Origin of the sequence: Flavobacterium sp. DSR3-2 (assembly GCF_049896525.1) — a bacterium.
GTDB lineage: Bacteria > Bacteroidota > Bacteroidia > Flavobacteriales > Flavobacteriaceae > Flavobacterium.
This window is the reverse complement of the sequence record NZ_JAFCUM010000013.1, coordinates 101,319-115,857: the sequence shown is the minus strand read 5'-3', so window position 1 is coordinate 115,857 and position 14,539 is coordinate 101,319. Positions and strand designations below refer to the sequence as shown.

The following is a 14,539-nucleotide window of genomic DNA, read 5'->3' as shown; positions in this document are numbered from 1 at the left end:
TAGTTTAAACGATTTTAGTTATTATTTAATTCTCCATTATTAGCAAATATTTCTAATTAAGCTTTTGGTACTACCTAATAAAAATACACTTTTTACAATAATAATATAAAGTTCACTTAAGAAATTTAATATTCCTCCACCAACTCTAGTTCTTTGATGGCTAATTGACAAATTTCATTTAAATGAATAACTTCCTCTTTTCTTTTTAGTCCCAAAGGATTTATTTCAAGTTCTTTTTCAATACTATTTACACTTTCAGAAGCCTTGATTATACCCAATAAACTGATGGAAGATTTTAGTTTATGAATTTCTTCTTTTAAAGTTTTGATATCATCATTTTTGTTCGATTCAATGATTAAAGCCATAGTTTGAGGCGTTTTTTCTAAAAAAATGGAAACCATATCTTTTATGAAAGTGTCATCTCCATCTGCGAAATCCTTTAAATATTTGAAATTAACGAGTTTTTCCATTGTCATTTCTTGTGTTGTTAAATCGGGAGGTAGTATCAAATTCCCTTTATTTTCAATCAAATTCAGATGTAATTTCTCCAATAACACATTAAAATCATACGGTTTCGACAAGTAATCGTTCATTCCGTTATGCAAACATCTTTTCTCTTCTTCTACTGTAGCGTGGGCAGTCAAGGCGATAATAGGAATCATAGATTTATCCCCCATTTTGGTTCGAATGAAACGTGTCAGCTCATTTCCATCCATTTCCGGCATTTGGATGTCCATCAAAATAATATCATAATCATTATTCGTTATCTTTTCAATCGCAATTTTTCCATTAGCGGCGATATCAATTTCTTTGTTCCATTTTCCAAAAACTTTCATTGCAAGAAGCTGATTCAATTCATTATCCTCCACTAAAAGTATTTTTTTGTCTTTTAAAAAATCGGGAGCGATTGCTGTATTTTTTAATTTAGTGTTGCTGGCAGTTCCTTTCTGAGTCTTTTTAAATTTTAATGAAAAAGAGAATTCACTTCCTTTAGAAACAACACTTTCAACAGTAATCTTTCCGCCCTGCAACTCAACTAGTTTTCGAGTAATAGTAAGACCAAGTCCGGTTCCTCCATATTTTCTGGTTGTTTCGTTCGAAGCCTGGTTAAAACTTTCAAATATAGAATCGATTTTATCTTCCTGAATACCAATTCCGGTGTCGATTACTGAAAATTTGATTAGCGAATCTGATTCGGTTTCCAGCATTTTAGTAACTACCATTTCCACATATCCTTTTTCGGTAAATTTTAATGCATTCCCAACCAGATTCATTAAAATTTGAGACAGTTTTGTAGGATCTCCAATTAAATTATCATTTATATTCGGATCAATATTGGATAACAATTTTATTTTTTTCTCTTTTGCATTTAAAAATAGCAACTCAATCACATAATTGACTGTTTTTGACAAAGAAAAATTTACGGCTTCAAAAGTCATTTTATTAGCTTCAATTTTCGAGAAGTCAAGAATATCATTGATAATAAACATCAAATTATGACTGGCTTTTTTTATCGCTTCCACACTCTGTTTCTGGTCATTGTCTAAATTTGTACTTTCGAGAATTCTGGCAAATCCTATGATTCCATTCATCGGGGTCCGAATTTCATGACTCATATTAGTAAGAAACTGTTCTTTTATAACGACCGCATTTTCCGCTAATTCTTTTGCTTTTATTAATTCTGCTTCCGTACGTTTTTGTTCACTGATATCTTGAATGGTTCCCAAAATTTTACAAGGTTTACCATTTCCGTCATTCAAACACTTGATGAATACATTGATATATTTTAACGTCCCTTTTTTACTGGTGATGCTGTGCTGGAACTGTACCTCTGCATTTGTATTTTTGACATGATCAAGATTATTTTCATAAAGAGCTAGATCTTTGGCATCAGTAAAAAATGATTTAAAAAAATCAACAGAAGCAATCGCCTGATTTTCTACTTCAAAAATAGTAAAGAATCCATCTGAAAAATAGGCTTCATTGTTGCTTAAATTGATTTCCCAACTTCCTATTTTAGCCAGCTTTTGTGCTTCCAATAATCGGTTAGCATTTACCTTTAAAGCTAATTCTGTATCTTTTCGGAGTTTTATACTGTCATGTAAATTAATGGCATTTCTGATACTTTGGGAAATTCCATCAGGAGTCAATAAGGTTTTCGGAATATAATCCGAAGCACCGCTTAATATCGCCTGGCTGGCAATTTTTTCGTCTCCTTGTGAGGTTACAAAAATGATCGGGGTTTCAATTCCGGACTCTCTTACTTTTTTCAAAAAAGAAATTCCATCCGTATCCGGCATCATATAATCTAAAAAAATTAAGTCATACTTCAATGATTGAATCTTTTCTATACCTTCATCTGCTGAAAACACACTGTCTACCTCAGCAATAATTCCGGATTTAGATATGGAACGGCTGATGGTAATGGAATCGATTTTGTCATCATCGATTATTAATATTTTTAATACGACGGCCATAGGGTGCTATTATTTTTGATTGGAAAATTCAATGATATTCCAATAGTCATTCAATACCGAGAAAAAATGATTTAATTGTTCCCTTTCGAATGAGAGCGGAATGTATCCGGCAATATTTAAGTCTAAAGCTGCTGTTTTATTTTTACCGTGCTCTGAGTCCGTAATTACGAACACCAAAATCGATTTTAAATGCGGATGATTCCGTATTGAATTTAATAAATTTATTCCTTTGTTCTTTGTTCTATTCACATCAATCAGTAAAATTTTAGGAACAGGTGTCAGTTTATGGGTGCCATTTAACATTAACCATGCCTCATTTTCGTTTTTTGCTGAAAATAAAGTATGTTTAATATTGACCACTGAAAAGGACTTTTTAATATTTTCAATAGTGGTTTTCCTATTATCAACCAGCAAGATGTTTGTGTGTCCCAAAATCAATACAAATTAGATAAATTACATTTCACATAACTGCCAGAAATTTTTTAGCGTTGCGACTGAGGTCAGAAATTTTTCAAAAGAAAGCGGTTTAAGAATGTAACCGGCAACGTTCAAATTATACGCATTGATCTTGTCACTATCTTCGTTTGAAGTGGTCAGGACAAAAACCGAAATATTTTTAAGCTTCTCATTTTCCCTTATAATTTTAAGAAATTCGATTCCATTCATTTTTGGCATATTAATATCCAAAATAATGATTTTAGGCAAAGGAATAATTTTGTCATCCAGCATTTCGAGTGCTTCCACTCCATTTCCGGCTACAAAAAGCGGATTCATAATCTTGTTTTTAGAAAATGCTCTTTTTACATTCATTACATCTATCTCATCGTCTTCGACTAATAAAATATTTACCAATTTTTGGTTCATAATTTTAATTTTTTAATGTTATTATTTTGGGCCAATTTATTGTAAAAACCGAACCGCTGTCTACACCAGGAGAATATTCTATTTTCCCTCCCACTAATTTCATGATTTTATAACTGATAGCTAATCCTGCTCCAGTTGTATCCACAATATCTTTAGAATTAACGGTGGAGAAAATAGAGAAAATTTTATGAATGACCTGTTCTGGTATTCCGGGTCCGTTATCGCTTATTTTTATTTCGTAATCATTGTCATTTTCTACGATGCCAATGAATACCTTCCTATTTTTTTCATGATGAAAGCGAACGGCATTATCAAGGACACTCATTACTACTTTTTGCATTTTCACACCTAAAGTAACACAATTTTCATTAACGATATTAGCCTTATAATGAAAGTCGACATTTAATTCACGGTCAAATAAATCAATACAATTCGCAATCATTTTAGGAATATTTAATTCGTAAAATTCTAATTCTGTTCTGTCAACACGGGAAAGTTCCAGCAATGCATTCATCATATTTTCAAGGCGGTATACTCTGTTTTTCAATAATCCTAAGTTAGTCAAAACGTCTTGATTTACAACACTTCGTAAATCTTCCTCAATCCAGGTTGTTATATTTGTTATTGCTCTCATTGGCGACTTAATATCGTGTGAGACGATATAAATAAACTCTTCAAATTCTTTTTTAAGAGCTACCAATTCTTCTTGGCACTTCTTTTCATATTCCTCCATTTGTATTTATTTTGGTACGGTGAAAATGAAACTACACCCTTTATTTTGTTCGGATTCAATATAAATTGTTCCTCCTTTTTCTTCAATAATTTTCTTGACAATAGACAATCCTATTCCGGTGCTCTCTTTAACATCGCGTGCCTCAATAGTTTGAAAAACTTTAAATACTTTTTTATGATATTCTTCCGCAATTCCGGGACCATTATCTTTGATACTAAATTGGTGAAAACCAGATACCGATTGATAATGACATTCAATTTTCCCCAAAGCTTTATTATTGTGTTTTACTGCATTGCTAATCAAGTTACTAAACACCTGTTGCAGCAATATTCGTTCAGATACAATAATCGGAAAGTTGTCGTCAACTGCGATTTCGAAACCTTCAGCCGGAACTATCGAATCAATCACCTGGCTTAGCATCAGTTTCAAATCAATGGTTTCTTTCTCAATTTCAACCCGACCAATACGGGAATATTCTAAAACTCCGTTAATCAAGTTTTCCATTCGTAACACACGGCCGCGCAATAAATCAAAGTTTGCGCTTGCCTCTTTTGGCATATCCGGCATATCTTCAACAATCCATTCCGAAAGATTATTTATTGCCCTGAGCGGAGCTTTCAAATCATGAGAAACTACGTAAGCAAACTGATCGAGTTCTTTATTCTTCTTTTCAAGATTCAGCAACGCATAATTTAGATTTTCCTCTGCGTTTTTTTGATCCGTTATATCCGTACTTATTGAAATATATTGATAGGGTTTATTTTTTTCATCCAAAAAAGGAACGATTGTGGCTTTCTCCCAGTAGTACGAACCGTCTTTGGCTAAATTGCGTATTTCCCCTTTCCAAATAGTATCCTTAACAATGGTTCGCAATGTGGTTTTAGTCGATTCTTTAGGAAAATGCCCAGTTATACTGCGCTGATCTTTGCCTATAAGTTCGTTCTTGTAATATTTAGAAATAGTACAGAAATTATCGTTCACGTACGTAAGCAGTCCTGATTGATCTGAAATAGATACAATTGCGGATTCATCAAGAGCCGATCGGATGTCTTGTATTTCTTTCGATTTTTGAATGATTTTTTGTTCGGCGATCGTTATCGCGGTGATGTCCTGAACAATACCTTTTAATACGGTCGACTCGCCATTTTCATTTTTAAAAGGCTGACCAATCTCTAATATATGTTTAACTCGTTGATCCGGAAATACTATTCGGTATTTGATTTTGAAATCTTTTCCAGTTTTGTTCACATTTTCACTGACTTTATCCAGCTTTGCTAAATCATCCTTATGAATTCTGCTTCTGTATGCTTTATACAATTGATCCGTAGGCAACTTGTCAATTTCAAAAATACGATAATGACCTTCCGACCAAATTAGGTCATTAGTAACCAAATCAAATTTCCAGCTGCCAATTTTTGCAATACTTTGCGATTCATCCAGTAATCTGTTCCCATCAATTAAGCTTTGTTCTGCTTCTTTCTCTTTTGTCATATTTCGGGCAATACAATATAGATTTCCAGTAGCAGGATCTGGAGAAGTATTCCAGCTCAAGACAACATATTTCCCGTTTTTACATCTATACCTGTTCTCAAAGCTAATGGTCAATTCCCCTTTAGAAAGTTTTTCAACTTCGTGGTACGTGGAAGCCAAATCATCGGGATGAACAAAGTTGACAAAAGGACTTCCTTCCAGTTCTTCTTTGGAATACCCTAAAACAGCTGTAAATGCTGGATTTACTTTATAAAATAATCCATCTACATTTGCAATACAAACCAAATCTTTAGAGAGGTTTATAAAATTTTGCAACTCTCTCTGTGATTTATTAAGGTCTATATTTTTCTTCCGCGAATTTAGTAGCAAAACAACCTGATCGGCCAATAATTGCAATGCGTTTTTTTGTTCTTCAGTAAGCATTTTGGGTTTTGTATCCATAACACAAAGTGATCCTAAATTAAAACCATTTGCATCCTGAAGAGGTGCTCCAGCATAAAATCGGATATTGGGAGCTCCCGTTACGAAAGGATTATCAGCAAATATTTCATTTTCCAAAGCGTCACTTACCTCGAAAACACCATCACCCATGATGGTATATTGGCAAAAAGAATCGTCTCTGGAACTTTCGATAACATCTATTCCAACGGTAGATTTAAGCCACTGCCGTTCATTATCAATTAAACTTACAAGTGCGATGGGAGTTTCACAAATGTAGGAAGCAAGCTGGGTGATGGAATTATATTCTTTTTCTGGTAATGAATCTAGTACCGAATATTCTTTCAGAGCTTTCAGTCTTTCTAATTCATTCTCCGGTTTTGGATGTATTTTCATCAATATGAGACTTTTCTTTAATGGTACTAATAAAAATTAATAATTTCTGGCGGTTGCATTATTGTTTTTTTCAATGTTCACAAACAACCTTTCCATACTTTTATCACAGTAGTAATATGTTTCATTACAAAAATAAAATTAATTTTGAATTAAACAGAAAATTCACAACATAAAATTACGTCCTATCGTAAAGATTAAACTACGGTTTAAAATCCAAATGATAAAGCATCACAAGTACTTGAATGGCAAATTAAAAACCAATTGAAATAAAAATTATCCGTTCTTTATACTAACTTCTTATTAAAAAAACGTCCCTCAATCACCGCCTCTTGCCAAAAATAATAATATTTGAAAAGTACCTAGTAAAAGACACATTATTATGATTTACAACAACTTAAACACAAAATAAATACCATTTTTAAAGATTAGAAAAAATATTTTATTAATTTTACAGTATTAATTTTAGCAAGAAGAATATCCTACTTCTTGTTTCTTTCAACGTAAAAATGTCCTGTGAAATTTAAACCTACCGCCAAATTTCAAAATTTATAATCGGATTAATTTAGAGCCCCTTCCTATTTTTTAATACTATTATTTTAATAGCCTCCAAAGAAAGCTTGTTTTTATTTAAAAAAAAATGAAATGGAAAAGTACAAACACATCCTGTTTTTCAATCAAATTGGTATTGAATCCCTTAGCAAAGTTGGAGGCAAAAACGCTTCTCTTGGCGAAATGTACAATCAGCTAAATCCAATTGGCATTGCCATTCCAAACGGATTTGCAGTTACCGCCGAAGCATACCGATTATTCCGCAAAGAAAACAATCTGGAACAGCCGCTTCAAGAGTTGTTGATGTCACTGGATACTAAAGACTATTCAAATCTTTCTTCCATTGGAGAAAAAGCCAGAAATCTTATTTTATCAGCCACCATTCCGGAGGAAACTCTTGCTGAAATTGAGGTCGCTTACCAATCGCTTGGCGAACAATGCGGCACAAGCAATCTAGATGTGGCGGTTCGAAGCAGCGCTACTTCGGAGGATTTACCGACCGCCAGTTTTGCCGGAAGAATGGAGTCATTTTTGAATATTAACGGAACACAACAATTGCTCGAAGCCATTCGCCGGTGCTATGCATCTTTATTTACAGACCGCGCCATAAAATACCGTTATGATATGGATTTTGCCAAATTAGACATTGCAATTTCCGTTGGTGTGCAACAAATGGTGCGGAGTGATAAAGCATCTTCAGGAGTTGCCTTTACCATAGATCCAGACAGTGGATTCCAAAATACTGTTATTATAAATGGATGCTGGGGATTGGGTGAAAATATTGTTCAGGGAACCGTCACGCCAGATGAATGGATGATTTTTAAGCCTACTTTAGAAAACCCGGATCTAAATCCAATGCTGAAAAAACAATGTGGCAGAAAAGAGTTCACGATGATTTATTCCGATACATCAAAAAGTAGCTCAGCAGAAAACACAATTGTAAATACCGAAACGACTTTGGAAAAACAAAACCAATTTTCCTTAATCGATGAAGAAGTCATCCAACTATCCCGATGGTGCGTTAAAATTGAAAAACATTATCAGAAACCAATGGATATTGAATGGGCGAAAGACGGTTTGAACAACCAATTGTTCATTGTTCAGGCACGCCCGGAAACCGTTCACGGAAAAAAAAATAAGCAGGTTCGGGAGATATACACATTGAAAGAAAAAAGCACGCTTCTGACTAAAGGAATAGCTCTTGGCGATAAGATTGCTTCGGGTAAAGCCCGAATTCTGAACAATCCGCAAGAAGGTGCTTTGTTGCAAAACGGAGAGATTATAGTCACTGATTTGACTAATCCGGACTGGGATCCCATTATGAAAAGAGCTTCGGCGATTATCACCAACAAAGGCGGACGCACCAGCCATGCGGCCATTGTCGCCCGCGAATTGGGAACGGTTGCGGTGGTGGGTTGTGGAGATGCAACCGCAACAATACAAAACGGGCAGGAAATCACAGTGTCCTGTTCCGAGGGCAAAGTAGGCAATATTTATGACGGGAAATTGAAATGGGAAATAACAGAACAGGATTTCAGTAAACTTGAAATGCCTAAAACAGATCCGATGCTAATTCTTGCTGATCCAGAAAGAGCCTTTGAATTAAGCTATTATCCCAATCAGGGTGTGGGTTTAATGCGGATGGAATTTGCGATTTCGAATACCATCAAAATTCATCCTTTGGCGTTGTGCGAACCTGAAAAAATACAGGATGAGGATGTAAAATTGGAAATAGCGGCATTGACAATCGGCTATGAAGATCCTAAAAAATATTTCGTTGACAAACTCGCCGAAGCAGTAGCTATTGTGGCCGCTGCTTTCTTTCCAAAAGAGGTTATTGTGCGTATGAGTGATTTTAAAAGCAACGAATACGCCAACCTCATCGGAGGGAAATATTTTGAGCCTGATGAAGAAAATCCAATGATTGGCTTTCGGGGCGCATCGCGTTATTATAGTGATTTCTATCGAAAAGGTTTTGCCTTGGAGTGCGAGGCGATGAAAAAAGTACGTAACGAAATGGGACTTCACAATGTAAAACTGATGATTCCATTTTGCCGCACGGTCGAAGAAGGTGAACGTGTATTGGCCGAAATGGCTAAAAATGGTTTGATACAAGGCATCAACGGATTGCAAGTTTATGTTATGATTGAAATCCCAAGCAATGTATTGATGGCGGATGATTTTGCAAAACTCTTTGATGGTTTTTCTATTGGTTCCAATGATTTAACCCAACTCACTCTGGGGCTGGATCGCGATTCGGCATTAGTGAGTTACTTGTTCAGCGAAGAAAATTCTGCTGTCAAAGCGTTAATAAAAGAGACCATAAGAGTGGCGAAGCGTTATGAAATAAAAGTGGGGCTATGCGGACAAGCACCGAGCGACATCCCTGAATTCGCCACGTTTTTAGTAAATGAAGGCATTGACAGTATCTCTTTTAACCCAGATGCTTTGATAAAAGGAATCGAAAATATTTTGGAAGCAGAACAAAAAACAAAAAGAAAAATCATAGTCTAAAAAAACCAAATCATGGAAACAATATTTAAGAACAAAGTAGCATTAGTGACAGGTGGTCGCTCGGGAATTGGTAGAGGCACTGCACTTGCTTTCGCCAAAAAAAGAGCCAAAGTAGCCGTGGCAGACTGGAAAGAAAATGATAAAATGGTAGACCTGATCAAAGAATTAGGCAGTAAAGCCATTTTTCTTGAATGGGACGTCTCAAAAACCGATGAAGGGACAGCAATGGTTGCACAAACGATTGCCGCATTTGGCCGATTGGATTATGCGTTCAACAATGCCGGAATCGAGGGTGCGACTGCTTCTACCCAAGATTGATCTGAGGAAAATTGGGGTAAAATTATTGGCCTAAATCTAAAAGCTATTTGGCTCTGCGTTAAATATTAAATTCCCGAAATACGCGAACAAGTCAAAGGGGCAATTATCAACTGTGCCTCTGTAGCCGGAACGGTTTGTTTTGCAGAAATACTGACTTCTGTGGCTTATAAACATGGCATTGCAAGACTTACAAAAACGACTGCTTTATAATGTGTTATTCAAAGAATCTGAGTAAATGTTATGTGTCCTGGCGTTATTCAAAGACCAATAATTGCTTGACTGACCGGAAAAAACAAAGAAAGAATTGAGCGATTTTAAGGCTTTGAACCCACTAGGCGTTTTGGTCTTCCGGAAGAAATAGCCAATGCAGAGGTCTGGATGTGCTCAAATGAAGCGTCTGTTGTAACCAGACATGTGCTGGTAGCAGACAGCGCATTTACTTAACAGTAATTTGAAATGGTATCCAAAAACATTCCAAAATGAAAAGTATAAGTCTTTGTTATTACTGCTTATCCGTTTCTAATAAATAAATTAAAAACCAAAACTGAGTCCCTTTTGAGATAACAAGAATTTAGTTCTTACGAGCCCATCAAAAACCCGATATACACCCAAAATAAATTAGAAACTACATAAAGAAAAAAAGCTAACTATTTAAATCAACCCACGTGGAAAACACACCTTTTTATTGTCAAAGTTGCGGAATGCCACTGACTACAGAAGACACCAAAGGAACCGAAAATAACGGTCAGAAAACGAATGACTATTGTAAATATTGCTATGAAAACAGTCATTTCAAAAACCCGGATATGAACTTGGAACAAATGAAAAATACCGTAAAAATGCACATGAAGAAAAAAAATCTTCCGAATTATATGATACAAAAAGCACTAAATATTTTACCGGTTTTGAAACGCTGGAAAAACATACAATTTTTAATTTAAACCCCAATCGCTATGCATCGCGGACAAAAGTATCAGGCAATTAATGTAAAAACATTGGAAGATTTATTTAAAAAAAAGTTTTGTAAAGCAATGAAAATACTGAAAGCATTATCTCGATGAGCAAAAATTTGAACTAGAAAATGAGAATACCAGATCTAAGAAAAAATGGGTAAATAAGCAGTTGAATACCTTAAAAAAATAAATCAAAATTCCACAAGAACATTATGGTCCAATCGCCAAATTACCAAAACTGACGGCTCACCTTAAAAATAAAAAACCATAAAACAAAAGTATTAGTTTACAGAATTTTTGGGGTATGATAAGCCATTTATGGAAAAAGTAGAGCATCGAAATCATGAATTGGTTTTTACGGAGCAGCATTTGAATAAAAATACGGTTTTGCAAAAACTCCCTATATGCGGTGTTAAACAAATTGCGCTGCGGGCAATACAGTCAGATTTTATTGATATTCCAAGGGCAAAAGCTATGGCAATGAGGGTAGCAAATGTCTCCATGTATTCACCCTATTCTGCTGCTGAACAAGCTGTTGTTTTCGTATTGGCACTGAACAAGAAATTCATTTTAGGGTAGATATTATTGGATATTGAAGATTACCGAATGGATCATTGAGTCGGTTTTGATTTACATCGAAAAACAGTAGAAAATATTGGAACCGGAAAAATAGGCGCTGCTTTCGCACGGATTATGCGTGGCTTTGGTTGTAAAATTATAGCTTATAAAACTGACGAAAATCAGGAGTTACTGCATGAAACCCCTAAATCCTACAAGACTTTGGACGACGTCTTCGCGGTTTCAAGTGTGTGATCGGTACAATCTACCTGAAAAGAATCATCCTATCATTTGTTTGACAAAACTACCTTTTCAATATTCAAAAAAGGCATGATCTTTATTAATACGGCACATAGAAAATTCGTAAATACCGAAGATTTAATAGACGTGATTAGCAACAAAATCATTGCTGCTGTCTTTTAAGACGGTTATCAAAAAGGAAGATTCTATATTTTGTAAGGATCATACCGAAGCTCCTATTACAGATATCTTATTTTTGAAAATCCGCTCCTATCCCAACGTCATAATTACCGGACATCAGTGATTTTTGACCAATGAAACGCTGGCTGGAACTGCACATAGTACGATTTTCAATTTAAATGCTTGGGCTTACAATGGCATTTCTGAAAACGAAATTAATTGATGAAATATGTTGTTTGTTTTTCAAAGAGAATACTCGAAACTGATCGTTAATTATTTTTCAAATTATAATCTTAAAAACGCACCAAATGAAAGGCTCCTTTAAACTCGGAAAAATAGCAAACATAGGTATTTTTGTTCACTGGACATTCTCGTTACTTATTCTGTTTATCGTTTACATTAATTATCGATCAGGTCAAAATGCAACTCAAATTGTATGGTCAGTTGTATTTGTTTTGAGTGTTTTCATAACTGTCGTATTGCATGAATTAGGACATGCTTTGGCAGCAAAAAGGTATCATATAATTACAAAAGATATCACACTATTGCCCATTGGTGGTTTAGCCCGACTCGAAAAAATTCCTGAAAAACCAATTGAGGAACTAATCTTGGCTGTCGCAGGCCTTTTGTCAACATCGCTTTGGCATTTATTACCGGACTTTTCATCACCATTCCCAATACTTCAGAACAATTGATGGCAGAATTATCTAATGGTGTCAATGCCAATAATTTTTTTCTGAATTTCTTTTTGGTCAATTTCTGGCTGGCGCTTTTTAACTTAATTCCAGCGTTATCGATTGATGGCGGCCGCATTTTACGCGCTTTATTATCCTTCCGAATGCAGCGCCATGTAGCTACCAGAATATCGGCACGGATTGGTCAATTTCTAGCTTTGGGATTTATACTTTTTGGTTTTTTTATCTCACCTATTTTAATTTTTATTGGTATTTTTGTAATTATTGGGGCTCAGATGGAAGCGGATTATACCGAATCGAAATTCAAGCTAAAAGGATTTAAAGTCCAAGACGTAGTGATGAAAGACTATCCAAAAATTGATGCCAATGCAACCGTAAAATCTGCTGTAACATTAGTTTTGGACAGCCAAAACAAGAATTTTTTAATCGTGGAAGGAGCGACGCCAGTAGGAACGCTAAATCGCAATCAAATCATAATGGCACTCTCCAAAAAAGGCGAAGATGAATTTATTTATAATGTGATGGATCGGAATTTAATTTTTCTCGATGCAAATTCGCTTCTGGAAAATGTTTTTGAACTGATACAACTCAACAAATCAAGGTTAATGCTCGTTATCGAAAATAATAAAATCGTCGGAACTTTGGACATCGAAAATCTAATGGAATTTATTTTGATAAATGAGATTACAATAAATAAAGTGCATGATAAAAACTAACGATAGCTTTAATGTTCCTAATAATCTGGAGCTGGTGTACAGTGGCGAAGATTATTTTTCCCGTTTAGAAGTTATCATCTCGGAAGCACAATCTCAAATACACCTGCAAATGTATCTTTTTGAAAATGATGCAACGGGAAAAAGAATAGTCAACGCACTAAAAGAAGCCGCGCTCCGGAACGTTGAAATTTACATACTTTTGGACGGTTTGGGCTCATTATCTTTTCCGGCAGAATTGCTAGAGGATCTGAAATATAGCGGCGTTAACATTCGTTTTTTTGCCCCTTTATTTTCGACATATACTTTTTACCTCGGACGAAGATTGCATCGCAAAGTGGTTGTTGCTGATGCAAAAGTTGCGCTGGTTGGTGGCATAAATATCGCTGATAAATACCACGGTTCCGCTACAGAAAAACCTTGGCTGGACTATGCCGTCCAATTAAACGGAGAAATTGCCCAACCACTGCAACAGCTTTGTCATGATCTTTATTTTAAAAAAAGACACCTGAGAAACAAAAAAATTAGATCTGCATTTAATATCCAACAACATACTACCGTTCGCATCCTCCAAAATGACTGGTTAAAAGGGAAAAACGAAATTTGTGATGGTTATATCAAATCCATTCGGCATGCTAAAAAGGAAATCATCATTGTAGGCAGTTATTTTCTTCCTGGAATCCGGATTATTCGAGCCTTAAAAAAAGCGTCTAAAAATAAAGTAGTCATCAAATTGATTCTCTCAGGAAAATCAGATCTTCCGCTGACAAGACGGGCAACTTGCTTCTTGTACAGCAAACTTCTGGGTTATAACATTGAATTATTCGAATGGAATGAATCCGTTTTACACGGAAAAGTTGCAGTTGTGGACGGCAATTGGTCGACAATTGGTTCCTTTAACCTGAATAATTTGAGTTCCTACGGAAGTCTGGAAATGAATGTCGAAATCCTTTCGGAATGTTTTTCAGCAATGTTTCAGAAGCACCTCAACGAAATTATTTCGCAATGCCAAAGCATCACTCCGGAATCATTAAAAACCAAAACCACTATAATGACAAAGTTCATTAACTTGATAGCGTATGTTGTCACCAGAATCGTAGAAGTAGTTGTTACTTACACTCCCTATAAACGGTTTTATAATTAAAAAAGAACAATCCATTCTTGCGTTTTTAATTTTAAAAACGGGTGTAAAAGGCAATTTAAAATTAAAACTAATTTTTTTGACAAATCACGCGGTCAATTCATTTTTTTTGTAACTTTATATTTGTAATGTATTGTATATTAAAACATTGCAAAAATTAAATGTTGATTTTAATTTTTAAAAAATGAAACCGTACCGATTTAAAACCCAAAAAAAAGAGGATTGGATCCAAAAGGATTTTGAAAGACAAATCCCTAAATTGGACTGTAAAAAAATATT

The 14,539-nt window shown here is 35.0% G+C and carries 12 protein-coding genes and 1 pseudogene; 8 read left to right on the top strand and 5 right to left on the bottom strand.

Features of this window, described 5'->3' with window-relative positions:
• Positions 1-125: 125 nt before the first annotated feature.
• From ACP7AV_RS14500 to ACP7AV_RS14480, 5 genes are read right to left on the bottom strand one after another with little or no spacing between them, the layout of a single operon-like run.
• Entirely contained in the window at positions 126-2,477 is a 2,352-nt protein-coding gene (locus ACP7AV_RS14500; RefSeq protein WP_426092553.1) for a response regulator, read from the bottom strand.
• A 9-nt stretch (positions 2,478-2,486) separates the two neighbouring features.
• The gene (locus ACP7AV_RS14495; protein WP_426092580.1) at positions 2,487-2,891 is read right to left on the bottom strand and encodes a response regulator; all 405 of its coding nucleotides are present in this window, start codon (positions 2,889-2,891) and stop codon (positions 2,487-2,489) included.
• A 39-nt stretch (positions 2,892-2,930) separates the two neighbouring features.
• Positions 2,931-3,341: a response regulator gene (locus ACP7AV_RS14490; protein ID WP_426092552.1), complete on the bottom strand. Its 411-nt coding sequence runs from the start codon at positions 3,339-3,341 to the stop codon at positions 2,931-2,933.
• A gap of 4 nt (positions 3,342-3,345) precedes the next feature.
• Positions 3,346-4,074 carry a sensor histidine kinase gene (locus ACP7AV_RS14485; protein ID WP_426092551.1) on the bottom strand — a complete coding sequence of 243 codons (729 nt, stop codon included), beginning with the start codon at positions 4,072-4,074 and terminating at the stop codon, positions 3,346-3,348.
• A gap of 6 nt (positions 4,075-4,080) precedes the next feature.
• Entirely contained in the window at positions 4,081-6,399 is a 2,319-nt protein-coding gene (locus tag ACP7AV_RS14480) for a PAS domain-containing protein (protein WP_426092550.1), read from the bottom strand.
• Positions 6,400-7,041: 642 nt separating this feature from the next.
• Between ACP7AV_RS14480 and ppsA the strand changes: the two genes are divergently transcribed.
• From ppsA to ACP7AV_RS14440, 8 genes and pseudogenes are all read left to right on the top strand, one after another.
• Positions 7,042-9,462 (top strand): phosphoenolpyruvate synthase, encoded by a 2,421-nt coding sequence (gene ppsA, locus ACP7AV_RS14475; RefSeq protein ID WP_426092549.1) that lies wholly within the window; start codon positions 7,042-7,044, stop codon positions 9,460-9,462.
• A 12-nt stretch (positions 9,463-9,474) separates the two neighbouring features.
• A complete protein-coding gene (locus ACP7AV_RS14470) occupies positions 9,475-9,780 on the top strand; it encodes an SDR family NAD(P)-dependent oxidoreductase (protein WP_426092548.1) in 306 nt (101 codons plus the stop codon).
• Positions 9,781-10,445: 665 nt separating this feature from the next.
• Positions 10,446-10,721 carry a zinc ribbon domain-containing protein gene (locus tag ACP7AV_RS14465; RefSeq protein ID WP_426064674.1) on the top strand — a complete coding sequence of 92 codons (276 nt, stop codon included), beginning with the start codon at positions 10,446-10,448 and terminating at the stop codon, positions 10,719-10,721.
• A 330-nt stretch (positions 10,722-11,051) separates the two neighbouring features.
• Entirely contained in the window at positions 11,052-11,312 is a 261-nt protein-coding gene (locus tag ACP7AV_RS14460; protein ID WP_426064672.1) for a hypothetical protein, read from the top strand.
• 75 nt (positions 11,313-11,387) lie between these two features.
• A pseudogene (locus ACP7AV_RS14455) lies at positions 11,388-11,714 on the top strand (NAD(P)-dependent oxidoreductase).
• 305 nt (positions 11,715-12,019) lie between these two features.
• Positions 12,020-12,406, top strand: coding sequence for a site-2 protease family protein (locus ACP7AV_RS14450; protein ID WP_426092547.1), 387 nt, complete (start codon positions 12,020-12,022; stop codon positions 12,404-12,406).
• A complete protein-coding gene (locus ACP7AV_RS14445) occupies positions 12,352-13,122 on the top strand; it encodes a CBS domain-containing protein (RefSeq protein WP_426092546.1) in 771 nt (256 codons plus the stop codon). The genes ACP7AV_RS14450 and ACP7AV_RS14445 overlap by 55 nt, the downstream gene beginning before the upstream one ends.
• Entirely contained in the window at positions 13,109-14,263 is a 1,155-nt protein-coding gene (locus ACP7AV_RS14440; RefSeq protein WP_426092545.1) for a phospholipase D-like domain-containing protein, read from the top strand. Before ACP7AV_RS14445 ends, ACP7AV_RS14440 begins: the two co-directional genes overlap by 14 nt.
• Positions 14,264-14,539: the final 276 nt, after the last annotated feature.

Coding starts and splice junctions, on each gene's coding strand:
- ACP7AV_RS14480 (WP_426092550.1), bottom strand. CDS start 6,399: ATGAAAATACATCCAAAACCGGAGAATGAATTAGAAAGACTGAAAGCT.
- ACP7AV_RS14500 (WP_426092553.1), bottom strand. CDS start 2,477: ATGGCCGTCGTATTAAAAATATTAATAATCGATGATGACAAAATCGAT.
- ACP7AV_RS14485 (WP_426092551.1), bottom strand. CDS start 4,074: ATGGAGGAATATGAAAAGAAGTGCCAAGAAGAATTGGTAGCTCTTAAA.
- ACP7AV_RS14450 (WP_426092547.1), top strand. CDS start 12,020: ATGAAAGGCTCCTTTAAACTCGGAAAAATAGCAAACATAGGTATTTTT.
- ACP7AV_RS14440 (WP_426092545.1), top strand. CDS start 13,109: ATGATAAAAACTAACGATAGCTTTAATGTTCCTAATAATCTGGAGCTG.
- ACP7AV_RS14470 (WP_426092548.1), top strand. CDS start 9,475: ATGGAAACAATATTTAAGAACAAAGTAGCATTAGTGACAGGTGGTCGC.
- ACP7AV_RS14460 (WP_426064672.1), top strand. CDS start 11,052: ATGGAAAAAGTAGAGCATCGAAATCATGAATTGGTTTTTACGGAGCAG.
- ppsA (WP_426092549.1), top strand. CDS start 7,042: ATGGAAAAGTACAAACACATCCTGTTTTTCAATCAAATTGGTATTGAA.
- ACP7AV_RS14490 (WP_426092552.1), bottom strand. CDS start 3,341: ATGAACCAAAAATTGGTAAATATTTTATTAGTCGAAGACGATGAGATA.